The 23,948-nt window shown below is 41.4% G+C and carries 18 protein-coding genes and 1 other annotated feature (1 of these 19 cut by a window edge); of the genes, 3 read left to right on the top strand and 15 right to left on the bottom strand.

The window, feature by feature from the left end; genetic code table 11:
• Positions 1-142: a binding site (T-box leader), on the bottom strand; it reaches 71 nt to the left of the window's first position.
• Between the two features lie 848 nt (positions 143-990).
• The 9 genes from ACI3K6_RS03745 to ACI3K6_RS03705 form a co-directional block, all read right to left on the bottom strand.
• Positions 991-2,346 (bottom strand): aspartate aminotransferase family protein, encoded by a 1,356-nt coding sequence (locus tag ACI3K6_RS03745; RefSeq protein WP_435553770.1) that lies wholly within the window; start codon positions 2,344-2,346, stop codon positions 991-993.
• 91 nt (positions 2,347-2,437) lie between these two features.
• Entirely contained in the window at positions 2,438-3,904 is a 1,467-nt protein-coding gene (locus ACI3K6_RS03740) for a CoA-acylating methylmalonate-semialdehyde dehydrogenase (RefSeq protein WP_435553769.1), read from the bottom strand.
• A 110-nt stretch (positions 3,905-4,014) separates the two neighbouring features.
• Positions 4,015-5,631 carry a PucR family transcriptional regulator gene (locus ACI3K6_RS03735; RefSeq protein WP_435553768.1) on the bottom strand — a complete coding sequence of 539 codons (1,617 nt, stop codon included), beginning with the start codon at positions 5,629-5,631 and terminating at the stop codon, positions 4,015-4,017.
• A 79-nt stretch (positions 5,632-5,710) separates the two neighbouring features.
• Positions 5,711-5,917 carry a hypothetical protein gene (locus tag ACI3K6_RS03730; RefSeq protein WP_435553767.1) on the bottom strand — a complete coding sequence of 69 codons (207 nt, stop codon included), beginning with the start codon at positions 5,915-5,917 and terminating at the stop codon, positions 5,711-5,713.
• An 11-nt stretch (positions 5,918-5,928) separates the two neighbouring features.
• The gene (locus ACI3K6_RS03725; RefSeq protein ID WP_435553766.1) at positions 5,929-7,401 is read right to left on the bottom strand and encodes an NCS1 family transporter; all 1,473 of its coding nucleotides are present in this window, start codon (positions 7,399-7,401) and stop codon (positions 5,929-5,931) included.
• Positions 7,402-7,527: 126 nt separating this feature from the next.
• On the bottom strand, positions 7,528-8,946 hold the full coding sequence (hydA, locus tag ACI3K6_RS03720; RefSeq protein ID WP_435553765.1) for a dihydropyrimidinase: 1,419 nt from the start codon (positions 8,944-8,946) through the stop codon (positions 7,528-7,530).
• A 22-nt stretch (positions 8,947-8,968) separates the two neighbouring features.
• The gene (gene preA / locus ACI3K6_RS03715; RefSeq protein WP_435553764.1) at positions 8,969-10,255 is read right to left on the bottom strand and encodes an NAD-dependent dihydropyrimidine dehydrogenase subunit PreA; all 1,287 of its coding nucleotides are present in this window, start codon (positions 10,253-10,255) and stop codon (positions 8,969-8,971) included.
• 42 nt (positions 10,256-10,297) lie between these two features.
• Positions 10,298-11,659, bottom strand: coding sequence for an NAD(P)-dependent oxidoreductase (locus ACI3K6_RS03710; protein WP_435553763.1), 1,362 nt, complete (start codon positions 11,657-11,659; stop codon positions 10,298-10,300).
• A gap of 306 nt (positions 11,660-11,965) precedes the next feature.
• Positions 11,966-12,559 carry a branched-chain amino acid aminotransferase gene (locus tag ACI3K6_RS03705; protein ID WP_435553762.1) on the bottom strand — a complete coding sequence of 198 codons (594 nt, stop codon included), beginning with the start codon at positions 12,557-12,559 and terminating at the stop codon, positions 11,966-11,968.
• 208 nt (positions 12,560-12,767) lie between these two features.
• Between ACI3K6_RS03705 and ACI3K6_RS03700 the strand changes: the two genes are divergently transcribed.
• The gene (locus ACI3K6_RS03700) at positions 12,768-13,676 is read left to right on the top strand and encodes a TetR/AcrR family transcriptional regulator (protein ID WP_435553761.1); all 909 of its coding nucleotides are present in this window, start codon (positions 12,768-12,770) and stop codon (positions 13,674-13,676) included.
• 45 nt (positions 13,677-13,721) lie between these two features.
• Here ACI3K6_RS03700 and ACI3K6_RS03695 read toward each other — a convergent pair whose 3' ends face one another.
• Positions 13,722-14,207 (bottom strand): PaaI family thioesterase, encoded by a 486-nt coding sequence (locus ACI3K6_RS03695; protein WP_435553760.1) that lies wholly within the window; start codon positions 14,205-14,207, stop codon positions 13,722-13,724.
• A 131-nt stretch (positions 14,208-14,338) separates the two neighbouring features.
• Here ACI3K6_RS03695 and ACI3K6_RS03690 point away from each other — a divergent pair, with 131 nt between their 5' ends.
• Positions 14,339-16,021, top strand: a complete 1,683-nt coding sequence (locus ACI3K6_RS03690; protein WP_435553759.1) for a hypothetical protein — start codon at positions 14,339-14,341, stop codon at positions 16,019-16,021.
• 113 nt (positions 16,022-16,134) lie between these two features.
• On the opposite strand, the gene ACI3K6_RS03685 is transcribed toward ACI3K6_RS03690, so the two are convergent.
• The 4 genes from ACI3K6_RS03685 to ACI3K6_RS03670 all read right to left on the bottom strand — a co-directional run bounded on the left by ACI3K6_RS03685 (position 16,135) and on the right by ACI3K6_RS03670 (position 20,163).
• A complete protein-coding gene (locus ACI3K6_RS03685) occupies positions 16,135-17,895 on the bottom strand; it encodes a bifunctional metallophosphatase/5'-nucleotidase (RefSeq protein ID WP_435553758.1) in 1,761 nt (586 codons plus the stop codon).
• 128 nt (positions 17,896-18,023) lie between these two features.
• On the bottom strand, positions 18,024-19,001 hold the full coding sequence (locus ACI3K6_RS03680; RefSeq protein ID WP_435553757.1) for a VanW family protein: 978 nt from the start codon (positions 18,999-19,001) through the stop codon (positions 18,024-18,026).
• A 116-nt stretch (positions 19,002-19,117) separates the two neighbouring features.
• Positions 19,118-19,582, bottom strand: coding sequence for a DinB family protein (locus ACI3K6_RS03675; RefSeq protein WP_435553756.1), 465 nt, complete (start codon positions 19,580-19,582; stop codon positions 19,118-19,120).
• Between the two features lie 149 nt (positions 19,583-19,731).
• Positions 19,732-20,163, bottom strand: a complete 432-nt coding sequence (locus ACI3K6_RS03670) for a universal stress protein (protein WP_435553755.1) — start codon at positions 20,161-20,163, stop codon at positions 19,732-19,734.
• Between the two features lie 183 nt (positions 20,164-20,346).
• Between ACI3K6_RS03670 and ACI3K6_RS03665 the strand changes: the two genes are divergently transcribed.
• A complete protein-coding gene (locus ACI3K6_RS03665; RefSeq protein ID WP_435553754.1) occupies positions 20,347-23,052 on the top strand; it encodes a cation-translocating P-type ATPase in 2,706 nt (901 codons plus the stop codon).
• Positions 23,053-23,090: 38 nt separating this feature from the next.
• Here ACI3K6_RS03665 and ACI3K6_RS03660 read toward each other — a convergent pair whose 3' ends face one another.
• A complete protein-coding gene (locus ACI3K6_RS03660; protein WP_435553753.1) occupies positions 23,091-23,939 on the bottom strand; it encodes a hydrogenase small subunit in 849 nt (282 codons plus the stop codon).
• Positions 23,940-23,948 lie beyond the last annotated feature (9 nt).

Below are 23,948 nucleotides of genomic sequence, written 5' to 3'. Positions count from 1 at the left end.
AACCCGTAACGTGGGAAAACGGCTTATGTTTTCATAAGCAGCCTAACAGGGCAGGTTCAATCAGCTTTCCGTGAGAAACCTTTCAGCCGATGGGTTTCACTCTCTAACACGTTCCAATGATTTACTATTCCCTTGCCATTTCCGAATTTAATTAACTATGATTATCTAAAGATTTGGTGGAAAAGTCAAGATAGTTTTTTGAAAATTTAATATGAATGAATTTTTGGGCTGTATTGAAATGAAAGGATGAAAGGTGTTGCTTTGATGTTAGCTCCTCACGATCGACCTTGTTTGTCAATATAAAACGAGGCGTGTCACCAATGAGGGCTTTTAACGATTGTGCATGGGAAAAGATAAAAGGAACTTCAGACAACGCTGCCTCCATTTGGGCTTTCCTTGTCCGAAGACGAACGAACTTCAGACAACGCTGCCTCGTTTTGGGCTTTCCTTGTCCGAAGATGCCCGAACTTCAGACAACGCTGCCTCGTTTTGGACTTTTCCTTGTCCGAAGATATCCGAACTTCAGACAACGCTGCCTCGTTTTGGACTTTTCCTTGTCCGAAAATATCCGAACTTCAGACAACGCTGCCTCCATTTGGGCTTTCCTTGTCTAAAGACGCACGGACTTCAGACAGCGCTGCCTCGTTTTGACCTTTCCTAGTCTGAAGATGCCCGAACTTCAGACAACGCCTCCTTGATTTGGGCTTCCTTTGTCCGAAGACGTTAGAATTTCTGTAATTTGGATAATTTTTTTTTGATGCATTGGATCCAGTTTACATTCTCTACTAATGTTTCGAAACGCTAGTAGAAATTATCACGCCTACAAATTTACCCCCATAACAAATGCTATTCGAAGCATTTTTCATCACACACCATAGTATATCAACTAAATTAAATAGCCCATTTATTTTGAGAATCTAACTAACGGTACTAAATTATTTAGTATTCCTCATAAAACTAAACGATTTAGTATTAACAAACTTCTACCCACTATTTAATTTTTTGCAGCGACTCCGTTAAGGTTTTTATTAAGAAGTCAAGATCCGTTTGCTCGATACTTAGTGGCGGTGCTAAAGTTAAAACGTTATTGAACCCTGCAACCGTTGCTCCATTTTTTCCGATGATAATTCCCTTTTCTTTACAGTTGGAAATAACCTGATTGACAAGGGCCACATCCAAAGGTTCTTTCGTTTTCTTATCTTTAACCAGTTCGATGCCGACTAAAAGCCCCTTGCCACGGACATCACCGACATAAGGGTGATCCTGCAAGTGATTTTTCAGTTCGTTTAGTAACCTCTCACCCAACTCTTTTGAGCGCTCAAACAGTTTTTCTTTTTCCATGATTTCGAGGTTTTTTAAAGCTAGTGCGCAGGCAGCCGGATTTCCTCCAAATGTATTGACATGTCGGAAATAATCATACTCTTCTGTGCCTTTAAAAGCATCGTAGATTTCTTTGCGCACGGCCGTTGCCGAAAGTGGCAGATAAGCACTGGTGATGCCTTTGGCCATGGTGATAATGTCTGGCTTGACCCCATAGTTCATAAAGCCAAATGGTTTTCCAGTCCGGCCAAAACCGCAGATGACCTCGTCGACGATTAATAGTGCTCCGTGTTTCTCGCAAACTTCCTTCGCTGCCTTCATATATCCTTCAGGCGGAACCAGTACACCGCCTCCCGTAATAATTGGTTCCATTATCAGGGCTGCGATCGTTTCACTGAGCTCCCATGTCATGGTTCTGTCAATTTCCTTAACAGAGGAAAGCTCTTTTGGGTCCGAGACATGTGTATCATCCCGATAGGAATCAGGCGGCGACACGTGAATAAATCCTGGTGCGAGAGGTTCGTATTTAAATTTACGTTGGGCCTGCCCGGTGGCGGCCAGAGATCCCATCGAATTTCCGTGATAACCGCGGTAGCGGGAAATGATTTTATAGCGATTGTGCTCTCCTCTTTGTTGGTGGTATTGGCGGACGATTTTAAAGGCCGTTTCGTTTGCCTCGGACCCGCTGTTGGAGAAGAAAATGACATACTCATCCCCGAGCATTTCATTTAGTTTTTCCGCTAGCTTAATCGCTGGAACATGGCTTTGGGATAGTGGGAAATAGGCCAACTCCTTCAGTTGTTCGTAGGCCGCCTCGGCTAGTTCTGTTCTTCCGTAGCCTATATTCACACACCAAAGCCCTGCCATAGCATCCAAATACCGTTTCCCATCCACATCTATAATCCATGCTCCCTCTGCCCGTTCCGCCACAATTGTAGACTTTGGGCTGAATGGTTTCATCGCATGCCATACAAATTGATCATCTTTCTCCAATAATTCCTCCTGTGAACGATCCGTTTTCACCATTCTATCTCCCCCTTCCACTTCAAAAAAATTTGGGTGCCTGTCACCATTAGTTATATTTATATAAGTTATATGCTATTAATCTATGTGTTTATTAGGCATCGAATCTAGAAGTAATCATTTTTTTACGCGTGTAGAAGTTCACGCCGTCTTTGCCGTTGACGTGGAGGTCACCGTAAAAGGAGTCTTTCCAGCCTGAGAATGGGAAGAAGGCCATGGTGGCTGGGACGCCTACGTTGATCCCAAGCATTCCGGCATCGGCTTCTTCGCGGAATTGGCGGACAGCTTTGGCGTTGTTGGTGTAAATGGTTGCGCCGTTTCCGTAGCGGGATTTACGGATATAGTCCAGACCTTCATCCAGATCCTTTGCCCGCAGCAGGCTTAAGACCGGAGCAAAAATCTCATCTCTGGCAATGGTCATATCCGGGGTCACGTGATCAAAAATCGTTGGACCAAGGAAGTTACCTTGTGGCAGATCATTCATTTCACCACGGCCGTCTCGAATTAACTCTGCTCCCTCGGCAATTCCTTTTTCAATATAGCCGAGAACTTTTTCACGGTGTTCTTTACGGATCACCGGAGTTAACAACACTTCTTCATCCATTCCATTCCCAATAATCAATTCATCAGCTTTTTTCGCCAGGGCTTTTACAAATGGTTCGTTATCGCCCACAACTACCACGGCACTGCAGGCCATACAGCGCTGACCGGCACTTCCAAATGTGGAGCTGATAATATGTTGGACTGCTTTATCCAAGTCTGCATCTGGCATCACAATATGATGGTTTTTGGCGCCAGATAGGGCCTGAACCCGCTTTCCTTCCGCTGCAGCACGCTCATATACATATTTAGCAACCGGTTGTGACCCAACAAAGGAAATCGCGGCAATGTCTTTATGCTCGAGTAGCCCGTTGACTACATCATGGGCACCATGCACCACATTCAGTACTCCTTTTGGTGCGCCAGCAGCGGTAAACAATTCTGCTAATCTACTAGCTAAAATTGGGGTACGCTCTGATGGCTTTAATACAAACGTATTGCCACAGGCAATCGCTAATGGGAACATCCATAAAGGCACCATCATTGGAAAATTAAAAGGGGTAATGCCGCCAACAACTCCCAAAGGATAACGGAACATCTCTGAGTCAATGTCCTCGGCAATCCCTGACAAGGTCTCTCCCATCATTAAGGTAGGTGCACCGCAAGCGAATTCGACGCACTCAATGCCGCGTTGGACTTCACCATAGGCCTCCTTGTATGCTTTGCCGTTTTCCAACACAATAAGTTTGGCAAGCTCCTCGTGATTTTCAGTTAATAGATGATGAAACTTATAGAAAATTCGCGCCCGTTTTGGAACCGGGACATTTTTCCACTTTTTAAATGCTTCTTTTGCGGCTTGCACGGCAAGATCAACATCTTCCTTTGAGGAAACAGGAACCTTTGTAATCAGTTCATTCGTAGCCGGATTTGTTACATCAAGGGTTTGGGAACTGACCGCAGTGACCCATTCCCCATTAATGAAATTTTTTAAAACCGCTGTTTCATTTTTAATCACGCTCATTTGTGATCCTCCCTTTCATTATTGGTTTTATTATCTCTTGTTCCTTTGCCTCTTTCATTAGACATACTGTCAAAAGGACGCAGTCAATTGTTAAACACTATGAATATCCATTATTTAACTTGACTTACCTTGATAGGTTGAGAGGCTGCTAAATACTCATGGACTAACAGCATGAATTCTATGGCGACACGTTTTTCGTGATTCATAAAATCCTCTCCGAGCAAATTTTCAAGTTTTTGCAGGCGATGATATAACGTTTGTCTGACAATAAACAGCTTATTTGCCGTTTCCTGCTTAGATCCGTTGCATTCCAAATATACCCTTAAGGTTTCCAGCAGTTTGGCATTAAATTTTTGATCGTATTGTATCACTGGGTGAAGGTATTCTGATGCCAGCTCTTGTAAGTCCGTATGCTTCCCTAATTGGGATATAAGCCGGTATAAATGCAGATCTTCATAAAAATAATGGGGCTGCTTGTTGGTCATTTTTTGCTGTATTCTCAAGGCTTCTTTAGCTGTTTGATAGCTTTTATGTAACTCTGTTAGACGATCGGAAAATTTACCGACGGCGATGATGAATTTGGCGGAGCACTGCTTGCGGATAAACTCGGAATGCTGCATCGATTCAATTGCCTTTTTAATCCGCTCCTTCATATTCTTTTTAGAACGATTGTTTAAGAGGATAAAAATGAGTTCATTTCTTCTTTCCACAAAGAATAACGTAAATCCATTTTGTTCAAAGATAGAGCGTGATAACAGTTTAAGGTAGGTAATATCAGGAAAGGAATTTTCTTTTAAAGGCAGGAGTCTGGCAATGAGGACAGAGGCTTCATGATGTTTAGTCGTAACACCGTTCTCTACTAAATAATCATAGATTTCCTCCATAGAATGCTCTCCCTCGAGCCAGCCGTGCAGCCACTCAAATGCCTCGACCCTCTTTTTCTCCTCGACATACATATCCCTCAGTAAATGTTGGGCAAGCGCCGTTGCAGTTCTATCCAGGATTAATAAATCATACTCGCTGATCGGGATTTCACGGGAATAAATGGCCAGTTCAGCATATTCCTGTCCGAATAAGAAAATTGGTGTCAATCCGATTTGTTCGCTTGGAACTGTTTTTGCCAGCTCAAGCTGTTCGATCATTGCCCATTGCTCCTGACGATTAATTTCTGGAACAAACTCATATGTTTGATTTTTCAACCGGAAGATGATTTGGACATCCAGTGCCGAAAAGATGAATTGCAGAATATCTTCATAGTTTTCTATAGTAAGCAGTCGTTTATTTAAGCTTTGCGAATAATTTTCCAAATCGGAAATCTTCTGATATTGCTGATTGATAATAATAGAATGCAAATCTTGAGTGATTTCTACAAACGGGACCTCTTGTTGGAAAATAATAATCGGGAACTGATGAGTATTGGCGAGTTCGATGACATCATCCGTGATTTCAGAAATGTACGTTCCAATTTCAATACACAAGCCGGCCACCCCATGATCAATAAACTCTTTTACCATTGAAATAAGGAGATTAGGCTGGTTTTTCCAGGCAATTCCAGTTGATAAAATCAGCTCCTGCCCTTTTAATAGATTCTTCATACCTGTAGCCTCGACAACATGAACCCATTTCACAATGCGTTGGAGACCTTCGAATCCGGCAACCACACTGGCGGTTTCAAAATGTTTTCTTGATAAAATATCTGAGACTTTTAACTGAAATTGATCTTTCATGTGATTGTACTCCTTTGGGAAAAATGCTGGAAAAGGATTGGTGCTTAACGCCCAATCCTTTTCCAAAAATGGACAACCTCTATTTTTGCTTGATTAAGATACTCGAAAAATACTTTCTGGCATTGGCATTCCCAACCAGTAACGTTTCAGACTCATGTCCATCCGGATGGACAAACTCAACAGTTGCCCCATTTAGATGTTCTGTCACACTTTGAATCATGTAACCCTTTTGGATGAGAAAATCGATTTTATCCCGTTCTTCTAGGAATTGCTGATAATCAGACATAGACATCCCCCTTAATAAAAGTCAAGGTTTTTCGGTGCTTTTTCAGTGACAGGTTCATAAACCGTCTCATCGATTTCCCAGTCACGGCCAACAGAAATCCCCAAATATTTTTCATCACTTGGATCTTCGATTTCGGCCTGTTTGTATTTAGTAAACCACCAATATTTTGCCAGAATAAAGTAGATGACAGCACCTACGATGAATCCCACTAAAAATCCATAGTTTGGAACAAAGTAAGAAGCAACTGCCCCTATGATCCAGGCGATAAACCCAGCAAGGTTTACCCCGCCCATATAACGATATTGTCCGTGATCTTCATAAAGCTCAGGTACATTTACGCGTCTTTTACGGATTAAATAATAATCGGCAAACAAAATTCCTACAATCGCAGATAAAATTCCGCCGACAAACAGGAGAATGGGAATAATGACACCGAATAAGGTCCAAGGCTGAACCACTGTTCCCACGATACCCGCTGTAATAACCCCTGCCCAGAACGGGAACTTAGGTCCACCCACATTTGAGAAAATAGTAGCCGCCGGTACTACATTAGCTGCGGTATTGGTGGACCATTGTGCCAAGACAATCATTAGCAGCAGGATGGCTAAGATGAATCCGCCTGCTGCCTTTTGCAACGCCACAACCGGATCGTAGTTTAACACGGCAATATAGGAAACAGCCCCAATAATAATCATGAACGTTTGGGTCAAAGGCATGGCAATTAAATTTCCAATTAACGAACCTTTATTCCGTTTGAACCAGTTCTTTTCATTCACCGGTGCTTTAATAAACCTTGAAATCGATGGAATATCAGCGCTTAACGTAGCCCAAAAGCCCATATTACTAAAAATGACCACTAAGAAGGCTGAAAATGCTGCTCCACCTGTAACTGGCGATTCCACCCAGCTCCACACGTCACGACCCGCAGCTGCAGCCTTATCTGATAAGGACACATACATCCATAATGAAATAATTAATATAATCGGGGCTGCCAAATCGGCAAATCGCTCAATGGATTTGATTCCTAATGCAGTATTGACTAATTGCACTACCGCAAAAATCAAGAAACACACAAACCAATTATCAAAGCCAAATAAAATATTTAAAATACCATTCATTGCTGTTGCGCCGAAATACGTGTTAATGCCAAACCACATCGAAGCCGTAACACCACGGGTGATTGAAGGAATATGCGTGCCAATGGTTCCAAATGGTGCGCGCATGTAGACGGGAAATGATAATCCATGTTCGATACCGATATCGGCAATTAACGAAATGAAAAAACCGATGGCCAAACTGCCGATGATTGTGGCGAGAATGACCCAAGGCAGTGAAAGGGACACGACACCAGCCCCACCGATGGCAAAGGTGGCAAGGACGACAACCATCCCAACCCACATAAAGGAATATCCCAGTTTTGTAATATTTCGGTCTTTTTGCTTAATGGGCAGCAAATCAGGAGATTTTAAATGGCTTCTTTTCATATGAACACTCCATTTCGGTTAATGATTTTAAACGTTTATCAACCAATACATTCTTTTAAAAAGGAGCAACTGCTTATTTCTAAGCAATTGCCGGAGGTGTTCAAGAGAGTGGGCTTGGATCTATTGCTAGATAGATAAGGTTTGGTTAGACGTTACGGTAGAATGGGTATTGTATTTCGCTCTCTTTAAATACTGGCCCTTCCCTGGCGTACCGACAAATTGCTTGTCGCGGATGACGAACTCGCCGCGGACTAAAACAGATACGGGTTCACCGGTTACTTTCATTCCTTCAAATGCGTTGTAGTCAACTGCCATGTGATGCGTTTCTGCCGATATGACCCGCTCGATAGTTGGGTCGAAAATCACCAAATCAGCATCAGCCCCAACAGAGATGGTTCCTTTTTTCGGGAACAAACCAAACAGCTTGGCAATCCTCGTTGAGGTGATATCGACAAACTGGTTTAAGGTGATTCTTCCCTTTTTCACCCCCTCGGAGAATAAAATCGTCAGGCGGTCTTCAATGATCGGTCCGCCATTCGGGATTTTGGTAAAATCCCCTCTTCCTAAGTCCTTTTGTCCTTTAAAATCAAAGGAGCATTGGTCAGAGCCGAGAGTTTGCAGCTGCCCGCTCTTTAAGGCATTCCAAAGCACCTCTTGATTCCATTTCTCACGCAACGGCGGTGACCAAACATATTTGGCGCCTTCAAAGTTTGGCTTCTCCAAATAGCTTTGATCGAGAACAAGATATTGCGGACATGTTTCCCCCCATACGTTATAGCCTTTGCTGCGAGCTTCAGCAATTTTTTCCACGGCATCTGCACAGGAAACGTGAACCACATATAATTGGGAGTTTGCTAGACCAGTAAATCTGGCAGCCCGCCCGGTTGCCTCACCTTCTAATTCAGGAGGTCTTGTCAACGCATGATAAATCGGATCCGTATTTCCATCTGCCAGCGCTTTTTTCGTTAAATAGTCAATAACGTCGCCATTTTCAGCATGGACCATGACTAACGCACCAAGATCTTTTGCGGTGACCAGTGTTTTGAATAACGTTTCATCATCAGCTTGGAAGACATTTTTGTAAGCCATAAATACTTTAAACGAGGTAATTCCTTCTTCTTGGATCACCTGAGGCAGTTCGCCAAGGACGTCTTCATTGATTTCAGATATCATTAAATGGAAGCCATAATCAATGACGGCTTTATCCTTAGATTTGGTATGCCAAGTTTGAATGGCATTTTTTAAGGGCTCGCCTTTATTGGTTAAACAAAAATCTATAATGGAGGTGGTTCCTCCAAAAGCTGCAGCAATTGTGCCGGTTTCAAAGTCATCCTTCGTAACTGTACCGCCAAAAGGCATATCTAAATGGGTATGGGGATCAATTCCGCCTGGAAAAACGAGACAGCCCTTGGCATCGATTACTTCTGCTCCAATCGCAGAAAGCTGTGCCCCAATTTGTGTTATTTTTCCATCCTCTATTAATAGTTCCCCTTGAAAAGTATCTGTAGCTGTTATGATGGTTCCATTTTTAATCAATTTTTTCATCTGATTTTACCCTCCCATTTAGTTACTTTGTTACATCTGCCTTGCATTCAGCGGCAACACTTAAAGCTGCCTGTCGCTCGTTCCATGTCATTGCCGGCAACTCTCTTGGTGCTTCAATCATATCTATTGCCCCGTCAACCGGGCAGACAATCGAACATAAATTACAGCCGACACAATCTTCTTCACGAACCTTTAGATATTTTTTTCCTGAAGCATCTGTCAGCATATCGATACATTGATGGGATGTATCCTCACAAGCGATGTGACATTTATTGCAGTTTATGCACACATCCGTATTTATTTTTGCGACAATATTGTAGTTTAGATCGAGGTTACCCCAATCAGAGTATTTCGGTACGGATTTGCCGATGAGATCAGACACAGCAGCAATTCCCTTACTGTCAAGATAGTTGCTGAGTCCCTCTTTCATATCCTCGACAATACGGAAGCCATGGTGCATCGCGGCAGTACACACTTGGACCCCGGTCGCTCCCATCAGCATAAACTCTACGGCATCCTGCCAATTGGAAATACCGCCTATACCTGAAATGGGGACGTTGATGTGGGGATGTCTGGCACACTCAGCAACCATATTCAAGGCAATCGGCTTTACTGCCGGTCCGCAATAGCCTCCGTGTGCTCCTTTTCCGGCAACATGTGGAATGGTATTCCACGTTTCAAGATCCACTCCCATTAAACTATTTATCGTGTTAATCATACTGATCGCATCGGCACCACCATTGCAGGCTGCTTCTGCTGTAGCCGTAATATCAGTGATATTTGGGGTTAATTTGACAATGACCGGTGTTCTGGCTACTTCTTTGACCCAGTAGGTTTGTTTTTCAACAAGTGCCGGGACCTGCCCAGATGCCGAACCCATACCCCGTTCAGCCATTCCGTGCGGGCAGCCGAAATTTAATTCAAGTCCATCGACTCCAACATCCTCTACCCGCTTCACAATTTCATGCCATTTCTCCTGATTTGGCTCTACCATTAAAGAAGCGATCACAGCATGATTTGGGAATCTTTTTTTCGTTTCATAGATTTCCTTTAAATTGACCTCAAGCGGCCGGTCCGTAATCAGTTCAATATTATTAAAACCCGCAACCCTTTGCCCGTTAAAACTGATTGCTGCAAACCTGGAAGAAACATTGAGAATCGGATCGCCTAATGTTTTCCAAACAGCTCCTCCCCATCCTGCTTCAAATGCCCGCTGCACTTGGTACCCAGAGTTGGTTGGAGGTGCCGATGCGAGCCAGAATGGATTTGGAGACTTTATTCCTGCCAGATTAATCCGTAAATCAGCCATCTAATTTCCCCCTTAGAAAAAGTCTATTTAACTAGAGCAATCTTACGCTTCAACAGCTGAAAACTGCTTATGAATCGTATGGGCTACCTCTTTCCCTTGCTGGGCTGCGGTCACCACCATGGCTTCTCCTTTTCCTTTTCCAAAAATGACATCTCCACAAGCGTAGACCTTCGGATTCGAAGTTTGTTTTGTCTCTTGGTCCACTTTGACAACACCGCCATCGTGTTCAAGGGAGAACTGCTTGATCAGGTCAAGATGTCTTGTTTGTCCGATTGCTTTAATCACCGCGTCAACCGGGATGACATGTTCTGAGCCTTCAACGGTAATCGGTCGGCGGCGACCATCCATTTCAGGTTCTCCCAGCGCCATTTTAACGCATTCAATTCCGGTAACCTTCCCATTTTCACCTATGATTCGATTAGGAGCGGTCAACCAGCGAAATTCAACGCCATCCATCTTGGCAAATTCATATTCAAAATCATAAGCAGTCATTTCTTCGGCAGTTCGGCGATAAAGAATCTTGACGTTTTCGGCACCTAGACGGATCGAACAAGTGGCACCATCGATTGCCGTATTCCCAGCGCCAATCACGACCACCCGTTTTCCGAGGAAGTCTTGTGCAATCTGCCCATCCTTTGTCGATTTAACAAATTCAATCGCATCATGAACACCATCCAACTCCTCACCTTCAATACCAAGATTCGGAACGTGGCTCATACCTACCGCTAAGACAATGCGGTCAAATTGATCTAATAATTCTTGTGCTGAAATATCTTTTCCAACTACAGTGTTGGTGCGGATGTTGACATTTAATTTTTCGACCTGCTCCACTTCCCAATAGGAAATTCGTTGCGGCAGACGGAATGATACGATACCGTAAGTATTTAGGCCACCCGCTTTGGAGGCTGCTTCAAAAATGGTGACATCATAGCCTAATCTGGCCAGCTCACGGGCAGCTGATATTCCTGCAGGACCGCCACCAATCACGGCTATTTTTTGACCATTGGAGGTTCCAGGATTAAAAAGGGTTTGCTGATTTTGAATGGCCCAATCTGTGGCATATCGTTGCAGATTGCCAATCATAATCGGTTTTGTTGAATGATTGAGGACACATGCTCCCTCACATAGTTCTTCCGTTGGACAAACTCTTGCACAGCTTGCACCAACCGGATTGGAAGTCATGATTGTTTTAGCAGATCCGAGTAGATTTCCAGAAGCAATTTTTTTAATAAAGGTAGGAATGTCAATACCTGTTGGGCAGGCTTTTATGCATGGGGCATCATAACAGTAGAGGCAGCGATTGGCTTCTTCCAATGCTTCACGATTGGTAAGACCAGGTTCCACCTCTTGGAAGTTCTGTTCGAGGTCTGTTAAGGAAATGCGTTGTTTTTTTTCAATAGCCAAATAAAGCCCTCCTTTTTATAAATGGATCACACCATTACGTAAATGTAAGCGCTTTAGTAACTTTAGCCTCCTTTATTAAATTTGCTGAATATTCTGTACCATAATCTATTTTACAAAGTAGATCTCGTATTTACACCATACAACTTGTAAAATGAAACGGGCTTTTCATTACTCAGTATGTAAAATGAATAACCAGCACGGAAACCTGTACAATTTCAATGTAACATAAACAAATTGCGAAAATTGTAAAAATTCGAGATATATTTTTTGAAAAATAAAAAAACGGGGGAGAGAATCTGACATCCTCTACTCCGTTTCGATTGTTTCCAGTAATGTAAATAGGAATTTGTAAATTAATTGATAAGCCTCACCAATGGACATATTCTCATCAAAGCCATCCACATAATTTAACGCAAAATTAAAATCCCACATGCCTTCTTGGCTATTAAACATGAGATCAAATGTAGCTTCATCACTATGTAAATGAGAATTCAGAAATTCCCGTATTTTGTTATCATATTTCTTTTGCAGCTTCAGTCCCAGCATGACATCATATGTACCAAATACATCATCCGCTTCTAAGGAAACAGACTCCGCGTGAACGATATCAAACCATTTGGATTCTAGATAGATGAATTCATTTTTGCGCTTTTTTAAGAATACAAGTGGCTGCTCTAAAAAGTCTGATTCTTCGTTTCTAATCATGTTCTCTGTTTCTTTATCACAGCGTTCAATATAGGAATCAGCAAACCGTAGTTTGGCATCCTCCTCTGCTAGATTGCTAAGAGTTAGACCATGCTTTTCAGCATACTCTTTTTCCTCTTTGAATAGTTGAGCCGTACCTGACTCCGGTTCTGACTCTAAAGCAGAAATAAACTGCTTGATATGCTCCTTCAACATACCTTTAGACCTCCGTCATACTTATTACTTTCTATTATAATGAACGCTTTTTTGAAAAATAGCAAATAAAAAATATAGCCATCTAATGAACTACTGGTTCAATTCAATAAAAAATGCACCTCTTAAAAATTGACTTGTTTGTAAAAACAATAAAAATAAGCTACTATATTTTTAAACAAACGGAATAATATTTTAGTAAGGTGATGTTATGAACGAACGGAAAACGCGGGTTGTCGAAGCGGCCCATCGTTTATTTATTGAAAAAGGGATTCATGCTACCTCCATCCAGGAGATCATTGATCACAGTGGAATTTCAAAAGGGACCTTTTATAATTATTTCTCCTCTAAAAATGAATTGTTGATCGCTATTTTTAAAATGACCTATGCTGAATTCTCGAAACAACAGGACGAATTATTGATCGGCCAAGATCCTTCTGATATTGAGATTTTTACCAAACAAATTGAGGTTCAGTTAAAAACCAACCACAAACGAAAACTGATCTCCCTTTTTGAGGAAGTGATGGTATCTAACGATGCTGATTTAAAGGAATATCTTCAGCGAATTCGGTTGAATAATATCAGATGGATTTATCAACGGTTAATGGATCTATTTGGCGAGGAGAAGAAAGCTGTTTTATTGGATTGTGCCATTATGTTTATTGGGATGTTACGGGAGAATTTGCAGTTTAATCGCATGACCAATAAATCGAATTTCAGTCCCATTAAGGTTGTTCGCTACAGTGTCAAACGGTTAGTTGATTTGGTAGAAGGTGCCGCAGATTCAAACGAGCAATTATTAGATCCGGATGTATTAGAAATTTGGTTTCCAGATTGCAAAAAGCCGATGCATGGATATAAGAAAAAATTGCATAAATCATTGAGTGCACTTCGGAATATCCTGAACGAAAGGAAGGAAACAAAACCGAATAAATTTGTGGAATTGCTGGATTTTATTGAGGAAGAATTTATGGATTCAAAGAGTCCACGACCATTTTTAATCGAAAGTGCGTTATTATCATTAAATACTAATCAAGATTCAATATGGCAAACAGAATTAAAGCAATTGGAACAGTTAATTGGTGATTATTTCAAGAAAAAGGAAGAAATGACGGTATAAATGAACCCCCTAGTCAGGTTGATGTAGGGGGTTTTGCCTTTTTATTTATTCAGTTTTTGCAAACGTGCTTGGCATGACTACGGCGATTACCTCTCCTCGCGCACATAAGGTGTCATTGGCAAACACTTCTGTGTCTACCTTAAATTTTTTTGGATGGATCTCGGTTACCGTACCAATGGCTTTTAGAGGTACACCGTGAGGAGTTGGTTTCAAAAAGCTGACATTTAAGTTTGCGGTTACAAAACGTGGGGCATCTTCACGATCACCTGGTTCATAGCCGTTTTTCCTATGTAGTGCAAGTGCGGCCGATCCTGTTCCATGACAATCAATTAACGAGGCAATTAGTCCACCGTAAACAAAACCCGGCAGTGCAGTGTGCTCCGGTTTTGGCGTGAAAATAGTCACCGTTTGCTCCCCTTGCCAACCGGTGCGAAAATGATGCCCCTCTTGGTTCAAACGGCCACAACCGTAACACCAAGCATAATCATCCGGATATTCGTCCTGAATTGCTTTTACCACCACTTCTTCCATTTTCTCTCCCCCTTTTCATGAAAAATTATAACATAAATTAGTCAACAAGGTGATAATTGGTAATAATTTTGAAACTATCTTACTGTTGACTCCGTATTACTATTTATCAGTAGCTAAGGAGGTTATTTTTTTTGGGGAATATCTTTTTATTTACCCTGATTATTGGGGTAGTTTCTGCGCTAATTATCATTCCAATTAGCAATCGTCAGAAGGTTAGCAAGAAGAAGGACTCGATTCAAGGAAACAGAGGGTTTTTTATCCCGGTGATCGTGTTACTTTTACCAACTTTGTTTGCCTTCTATTATGTAACGAACTTAGACAGAAATTTTTCTTCGGTTTGGGCTTTGGCTATTTTCATTACGGCTATAGGTACCTTGTTTTCAACCGGGAATGAACAGAAGGTTAAGTTCGGATTATTTGTAGTCAGTTTTTTCATTGGGGGTTACTTTCTAACTGCTTTTCTTTTTAATGCCGATGAAAAATACGAATTGTCCAAAATGTCTCAACAGGTAGAGATCAAATCTTTTGATGAAAAAGAGACACCAGCGAGTGTTCCACCGCAATTTGCGCGTAATAAAATGAAAAAAGCATTCGGCCAGGTTCCAAATACCAGTTATTATGAATTGGGGAATTTGCAGATTCAAAAGGTAAAAGGAAATTATGTATATATTGCGCCTGTTGAGTTTTCTGGATTTTTTAAATGGTGGAACGGCAAAGTGAGTCCCGGCTATTTTACATTAAGTGCTACAGATTCTTCAGCCAATCCTAAATTTGTTAACTCAAAAATGACTTATACCCCTTCCTCTTTTTTTAATAAAAATATTGAACGGCATATTCGAATGCACTTCCCAAAAAAGATTTTTTACGGGGATGTTCAATTAGAGATTAATGAGGATGGAAAACCGTATTATATACAGTCATTTGGGGACTTTGTTTCTGCAAGAAACGGATTTAAGGTACAGGGAATCGTGATGGTCGATGCCTTAACGGGGGCAACGAACCTCTATCAGATGAAGGATATTCCTAAATTTATTGATGGAGCGGTGTCACCTGAAGTCGTAAGCCTTCAAAATAGTTATTTTGGGAACTTTGTGCATGGTTACTGGAACAGCAAGTTTGGGAAGACGGATGTGAAGCTGCCTTCTGATGAAGGAATAGAAGCTAATGTTAGCCCGATTTTTGATGAAAAGGGTCAAATGTATTACTTTACCGACTTTACCAGCCCAAAAAAGAATGTTGATTCGATGTTAGGTTATTCTTTAACAAATGCCAGAACGGGTAAGGCGACCTATTATACGGGGAATCCACAAGAGTCTTATATGGATTCACAGGGAGCGCTGCAAATTATCGAGAAGAAATTTATTGAAAAGAAATGGCAAGGAAAAATGCCGATTCTGTATAACTTCTATGGTGAAGCGAGCTGGTTGACACCAGTGCTTGATTCCAACGGATTTCTTCAAAATTACTTTATCGTTTCAGCAGCTAATCCAGAAATATCCGCCTACGGGGTGACGCCAAATGAGGCCTTGCGTCAATATAAGTCCGTCCTTCATCGAGGAAAAACCACCGTTGAGGGCAGGTCCAAAGCTGATGAAAAACAAGTCAGTGGAACGGTGTTAAGGGTTTATAAAGAAAAATCAGGTGACTTCACTCTTGTTTCGTTCCTATTGGATAACGGGAAGAACTTTATCATCTCATCCGAAAAAGAACCATTGATTATTTACTTAAAAGAAGGTGACAAAGTCAACATCCGTTACCTAGACACAGAAGAAGACTTCCTGCCAGCTAAAGAAGTAAAAATCGAAGGATTATAATAACACCTTTAACCCTTTAAGGAATAGTAACATTGAAATAATTTATGTAAAAAAGAGGGAATTTGTCCGCCCCACGCGCACAAATTCCCCTTTTTGTGTTTTTGTGGTGCCTGTCACCCAACCTTTTGTATCCTATTTTTCAGCGTGTAGCTGAATGGTTTTGGTTGGGCGCTAATGTAGTTGACGAGGGCGTCGAGGTCTACTGGGCCGATTTGTTTGTTGGTTGCTTTGGTGAAGATGGTGAAACCGTCGCCTCCTCCGGAGAGGAAGTTGTTAGCTGTGACGGTGTAGGTTTGGTTAGGGTCTAGTGCTGTTCCGTCTTCGAGTTTGATACTTGTGATTTTGTCTCCGGATTTGGTTGGATCATAGGTATAGGTGAGTCCTGAGATTTGTAGCATGGTGGTTTTGGCACCCCATTGCTGGTTGAGTACATCACGGATTTGCTGACCCGTCATGGTCATTTTGACAAGGTCATTGTTGAATGGCTGTACGGTGTAAATTTCACCCCAGGTAATTTCACCCGTATCAATATCGGCACGAATGCCACCTGGATTCATAAATGCAATTTGAGTTCCGAGTGCTTGTCTTTGCGCATCGGCAATCAAATCTCCCAATACGGATTCACCATGCTTATTTTGTTTTGCTATCAGCGGGACTGAAGTTGATCCAACAACTCGATTGATAATCGGTGCTACCTTTGCTTCATATCCGTCAATCATGGCTTTCATGTCAGGATCAGGCCCTATACCTTCTTGGAAGGTAGTGACAATTTCGGCTCGTTTGTTGACAATATCCTTTGTTTTTGGATCGATTTCCACATCGACATCTGCGAAAGCTGTTCCATAAGAATAAGCCTGTACGACCAATTTATTGTCGATGGTTGCGTTCATATAGGCATGGCTGTGTCCACCGAAAATAACGTCAACTTCATCATCCACTCGATTCGCGATATCTACTAATTGACCAGTGGGGTTTTCTCCATTAGGTCCGGAAGTTCCAGGATTATGCCCTAACACCACAATCGAGCGAACCCCCAGCTTTTTCAATTCCGCGACATTTCGATTGATGGCTTCCACTTCATCTGTAAATTTCAATCCTGCAATACCGCTTGGAACAACAACTGTCGGAGTTTCGGTAGTAACTACCCCAATAAATCCTATCTGCATGCCATTAACCTTCATCACTTTGTAAGGTGGTAAAATCGTTTTTCCGGTTTTCTCATTGACAACATTGGCAACAATCCAAGGAAATTTAGAACCGGCGAAATCTCCGGTCTTTGGATGCGTTCCTCCATTAATAAGGCGAAGCAATTCCTTGACTCCCTCATCAAACTCATGATTTCCGACTGTCCCAATATCAAATCCCATACGATTTAAAAATTCAATAGTAGGCTCATCCTGTAAAAGTGCAGAAACTGGAGGACTCGCTCCTACCATATCCCCGGCCTGTACGAGCAAAGTATTCCTATTATCGGCCGCTCTTTGCTTCAAATAGGAGGCTAAATAGTCGGCACGACCTGCTGGTTTTCCATTGACCTTTCGTGTGACATTTAACTGTCCGTGCAAATCATTAATTCCTAAAATTTGAACGGGAATGTATCGCTGATTGGGTGCTGGTGGTTTTGCTTTTTTCTGTTTGGCTTCAGGACGATCAGAAATATGACCATGATACACTTCTGAAAGTCCCTGGTCACCTTGAACGCCTTGATTTTGCCTGCTAACCTCCTTGGTTTCCGGCTGAGTAACACCTGTAACGTTTATCATCCTATTCAAAGCCTCATCATTAAAATAATGAGCTTTTGCTTTTGAAAGTCCTTGCATTTCTACTAAAGTAAAAAGAACAAGGCTAATAACGGCCTTTAACATCCATTTCATTCCTATTCCTCCTAAAAATAGTCTAAAGAAACCAAGGCTATTTTTTGCTTACCCAATGAGGAATATTCGCTACGAAAACAAAAAAAGCCAGGCATCCGATTGGTGCCTGTCACCTTTTCCACTCGTTATTATCTTCTTGCTACTAAACTCTGGTAAGTTGCAGCTGTTCTGATTTCAATGGTAATTTTACCTCGTTGATAGATGGTATTGATCATGATCGGAACCCCTGTTGTATTTTGGAAGCGGAAGTCTTTTCCTCCATAGGATACGGTAGCATCTCGTCCTTTAGGAACGTAACCCACTGATAAGGAATGATGGTTCCATTCCACATAGTGAACTTTCAATTTGTCCACTGAGTTAAACAGGGTTGAGGAGGTTTGACAGATGCCTCCGCCAATCCCATCGACCAGCTTCTTATCGACGATTTCCTTAGCTTTTTGGTACCCATGTTCAGCATCACTCGGACCGACGGTATCATTAAATGAGAAAATATCATTTACGCCAACAATAACATTATCTATGGCTTGCGCTGATAGTTCAATATTTTTCGAGCGTCCCACCACACCACTGCCAAAATAGGTGGTGTAGCTGGCAATGACCACCTCTCCTAGATGTGCTGCATCCTCTGGCTTATATCCACTTTCATGAACGGTGATTGGCAGTTCGACGTCTCCACCTGCGGAAGAAGCCTGCATCACTTTATCTACCAGTATGGCCTCATCTAAGATAACCTGTGGCGTCCCTTTAATGATTTGGCCATTGGCATCTATTTTATCTAATTTGATTCTCTTATCATAACCAGGCGTGGTTTCTGTTCCCCGCGCCATTTCTTTGGCCCATTCTTCGATTTGCTTTTTATAGGAATCCTGATCTGTAGTATACCCCATTTCTGCTGGTGTAAAAGTTTTGATAACTGCTTTCGTTGTAGGATCCACAATATTTATGACAGCCGGTTTCGGCGGCTCCTGCTTTTTGGGACCGTCTTTAACAGTATTGTTAGGATTCGTTTGTTGAGTTGCCTTTTGTGTGGTTTTTTCCGAGCATCCTCCCACCCCTACTAAACTACTAACAATCAATAAAGAAATTGCCCATCTCCATTTTCCCATTTATCCATGTTCTCCTCTTTTTCTATTCTCTGTGGTGTCATCCGAAATATTGGAGATTCCACCCACCTATCCTATTCCTCCAAGCATGTCAATATGACTAATGCTGAAGTGACAAATTACTGATCCCTTAGGAAAAAAATATAATCTGTTGAGACACTTCTTTCCCCTATTTGATGCAAGATCGATGAGATATTGCCTCTATGATATGTACCATGATTTACGATATGGGCGATAATTTCCTCCCAAGTATTTTGAAACACTTCTCCCTTCGTATTTATGTATGTGATGTGGGACTTTTCCGGAACAACCAAGCTAAATTGTTGAAAAAGCTGCTCAAAACTTTGTAATGCGACCGAAGGATTTTCAAACATAACGCTTTCAATATTTGGTTGGGACAGTCCCTGTAATCGTTTTAACCATAACGTATCTACCTGGAAAATATGCTCGAAGATGTTGGCGATCGAAGGAAAAGTATTTTTCACTTCCTTTGTAAAAAGACCAGGATCCAGTTTAGACAAATGATGTAGCATTCTTTTATTTGCCCAATAATGGTAGTTTAGATTTATTACTATTGACCTCATTATAACCCCCAAAATAAATAAATGCTTGTCCCAAAACTTGTAATTTCCATTATAATTCATTCTCTATGTCGAATTGTGTCCCTTTATAAGTAAATTGATATTTATAAAAAAAACACTAGTATGCTAGTGTTTTGAGTGAAAATCTAGTTTTAGTGAGTGGGAACGATTAAAATCGGTATCTCTGTTTTATGGAGAATACCATTGGAAACACTTCCTAATACAGTCCCTTTAAAGACCCCCAAGCCTCTTGATCCTACGACAATATAATCCACATTCAATTCTTTCGCAGTATGACAAATTTGTTGTGTAGGATCTCCTATTTTCATGATTAATTCGTATGGAACTTTGATCGTTTTCATCAATTCCACTGCTTGCTTGGTTGCATCTTCAAACAATTCCTGTTGGTATTCCTTTATCTGCTCTTCATCGATAAATAATTTGTTATGAATCGTATGAAAAGAGGGCTGAACATTTAATAGGTATAGCTTTCCTTGTGAGGCATTTGCAAATCGAATTGATTCTTTCAGGGCTTGTATTGAATAATCAGAACCATCTACCCCAACCAATATCCGTATATCCATCTCCATTGCCACCTTTTAAATATAATTTTCAATATGAGTACTCTCCACTTACATTTTACCATTTATCCCATTGTGAATATTTGAATAATTTATGAATTACCTAATATTTTACAATACAAGGCCATCTTCTATGATTTAATAAAATTAGATGATTATCCCATTCTATTTTTTAGATAGGAGGAAATGGTGATGTGGTTTACAAAAGGTATTAGGGAAACTTTATCAGAATTAGACACAAATTTACAATCCGGTCTTTCCTCTGAAGAGGCAAACAAACGACTTGAGAAATTCGGACCGAATGAATTTATTGACCACCAAAAGCCTTCCTTTATTACACTATTCATGAGGCAAATCAATAGCCCCTTGATTTATATCTTACTATTAGCTGCTATCATTTCCATAGCAGTAAGTGAGTACAGTGACGCTATCATCATAGCAGTTGTCATTATTCTAAATGCTGTGATTGGACTCATGCAGGAAATGAAGGCGGAAAAAGCATTAGAAGAGCTAAAAAAAATGACAACTCCCAAGGCAGTCGTCAAACGGGATGGGATCCTTCAGGAAATTCCCTCCGAACGATTGGTTCCGGGTGATATTGTCATGATTGATGCGGGACGTTACATTCCTGCAGATTTACGACTGACGGAGACAGTTAACTTAAAAATGGAAGAATCCTCATTAACAGGAGAATCAGTTCCGGTAGAAAAGGATGCAAACTGGAAAACGGAAACCACTATCTCCATGGCAGACCAGCAAAATATGGCTTTTATGTCGACCCTTTCCACTTATGGTCGTGGTCAAGGTGTGGTTGTTCATACAGGTATGAACACAGAGATAGGGAAAATTGCCAATATGCTTGGGGAGCAAACTCATGAACAAACCCCGTTGCAGCTAAAATTAGCAGAGCTAGGAAAAATTCTTGGATTTGGGGCAGTCATTATTTCTGCCATCATTTTTACCATTGGATTTTTCCAAGATCGAAATCCGATGGAAATGTTTCTGATTGCTGTAAGTCTGGCCGTTGCAGCTATCCCCGAAGGCCTTCCGGCAATTGTAACCATCGTTCTAGCTTTAGGTGTTCAAAGAATGATCAAACGACGTGCAGTAGTTCGAAAACTTCCAGCCGTTGAAACTCTTGGAGCAGTCAGCGTGATATGTTCCGATAAAACCGGCACACTCACTCAAAATAAGATGACAGTTACGCATGTATTCCTTAATGGAAAAAGTCAGCTCATCTCTTCGGTGGAGCACACTTCTAATCTAGAAAAATTATTTTTTGAAGCGATGGCCTTATGTAATGATGCGGAGGTCTTAGAGGAAAAGCAAACCGGTGATCCTACAGAAATAGCTCTCATCATTGCGGCGGGAAAAGCTGGGATCAACAAGCAGGAATTAGACTTGGAATATAATCGAATATTTGAAATTCCCTTTGATTCCGATCGTAAAATGATGACTACCGTCCACAAGAAAAATGACAAGACTTTTGCTATGGTGAAAGGAGCATTGGAAAGTATTTTACCATTAGCCACACATATTGTCATTGATGAGAAAGCAGTTCCAATTTCACAGGATTTAATTAATATGATAAAAGCTGAGGCAAACAAAATGTCTAGTGAAGCTTTGAGAGTCCTGGGAATTGCCTATAAAGAGGTTGAACCGCAAGAAAATTTCACTCAGCAATCCCTTGAAAAAGACCTTATTCTCCTGGGAATGACCGGTATGATTGACCCTCCTCGTGAAGAAGTAAAGGAAGCCATTTCGCTATGTAAACAGGCCGGAATCAAAACGGTCATGATTACCGGGGACCATCAAAAAACAGCCTTTGCCATTGCAAAACAGCTTGGTATTGCCAGTCATGATGGTGAAACTATTTCCGGGGCTGAACTGGATTCAATGGAGGAGCATGAATTCATTGAAAAAGTGAAACATCTTCGTGTTTTTGCCCGTGTTTCACCGGAACATAAGGTGAAAATTGTGAAGGCACTTAAAGCAAATGGAGAGATTGCCTCGATGACCGGGGACGGAGTCAATGATGCCCCTTCTCTTAAACAGGCTGATGTCGGAGTAGCAATGGGAATGAGCGGGACGGATGTGGCAAAAGGAGCAGCAGATATTATCTTGACAGATGATAATTTTGCCACGATTGTGGCAGCTGTGGAAGAAGGAAGAAACATCTATCAAAATATAAAAAAATCAATTTTATTTTTATTATCCTGTAACCTAGGTGAAATTATAACCTTGTTCCTTGCCATTTTACTTGGCTGGCCTACACCACTGACAGCGATTCATATATTATGGATTAATCTGATAACTGACACTTTGCCAGCCATATCTCTGGGTGTTGACCCGGATGACCCAGATATTCTGAAGGAGCAGCCGCGCTCGATTAAAGAAAGTATTTTTGCTCATGGCGGCGCTGCCTTTACAATTATGAACGGTATCTTGATTGGGGTCATAACACTATTTGCTTTTACAGCGGGATTGACGATATACACTAGGGCTGAATCCATTTTTTCAATAGATTTTGCCCATGTATCTAAGGATGCTCTCACCCATGCTCAAACCATGGCTTTTATTACCTTAAGCGTCTCCCAGTTGTTTCATTCTTTTAATGTAAGAAATCAGCACAAATCACTAATTGAAATTGGACTTTTGACCAATAAATTTCTTATTGCATCTATTAGTATAGGAATCATCCTTCAAGCCTCTTTAGTGCATATTCCGTTGTTTAACCGTATTTTCGAGATTCATAGCTTAGTAATGAAGGATTGGCTCCTAGTACTTGCTCTTTCCCTCCTACCGGTTCTTGTTAATGAATTGTGGAAAGCTGGTAAAAGAATCATCCATTTGCCGTATCAAGGTAAAAGCAATACCACCAAAAATGCATAACAATAAAAGCCCCGTATTATATATGGGGCTTCTAACGATTAGGCACGTTTCTTTTTACCGCAAAATCCACCTTTATCCCAAAATCCTTTTTCGGAACAGCCAATACAGGTAAATCCAGCTCGAATACAACGTTCCTCCATAATAGATTCGCAGGCATTAAAGGCGGTTGGACCCTTACAACCCAACTTGAACAAACAATACCCTTTTCGAGCCCCTTCATCGTCATAGGATTCCGCAAATAATTTTTGATCAAAGTATGGCTTGCGGTGACATGTCATATGTACAGTTGTTCCATAAAAAACCTTTGGGCGTAGTTTTTTATCAAGTTCCGGTAATTCTCCATGAAAATGAAGATGCAATAAGGTACCAATAATGACCTCCGGAATGGGTGGACAGCCAGGAACAAGGGCAACTGGCACATTTTCAGGAATGATGGCTCTAATATCAACAGTTTGGGTGGGATTCACTCCTGCAGCAGGAATTCCGCCCCATGCCGAACAGCTTCCAAAAGCAATGACCGCCTTGGCATTCTGGGCAGCAGTTAAAATTTCCTCCCTCACAGATTTACCGGCGATCATTAGAAAATCATCGCTTCCAGGAATCCCTCCTTCAATGGCCAGAACATATTTACCCTTATACTCTTCATAAATGGCTTCTTTATGTTCTTCTGCTTGTACACCACTGGCCACTGATAATAGTTCACTGTACTCCAAGGAAATAAAATTAAGAATGGTTTCCAAGGTTGTCGGTTCGGACGACCGGATAAAAGCCTCCTTACATCCCGTACAATCAAGTGCACTGATCCAAATGACAGGCAGCCTTGGGTCTGTTTTATTCAGCATATCTTCTGTTACATTGATGGCTTCCAACCAATTATAATGCGGCACTTCATTCAC

The organism is Neobacillus solisequens, assembly GCF_051233465.1.
Classification (GTDB): domain Bacteria; phylum Bacillota; class Bacilli; order Bacillales; family Cytobacillaceae; genus Neobacillus.
The sequence above is the reverse complement of the archived record's forward strand: the minus strand, read 5'-3'. Positions and strand labels throughout refer to the sequence as shown.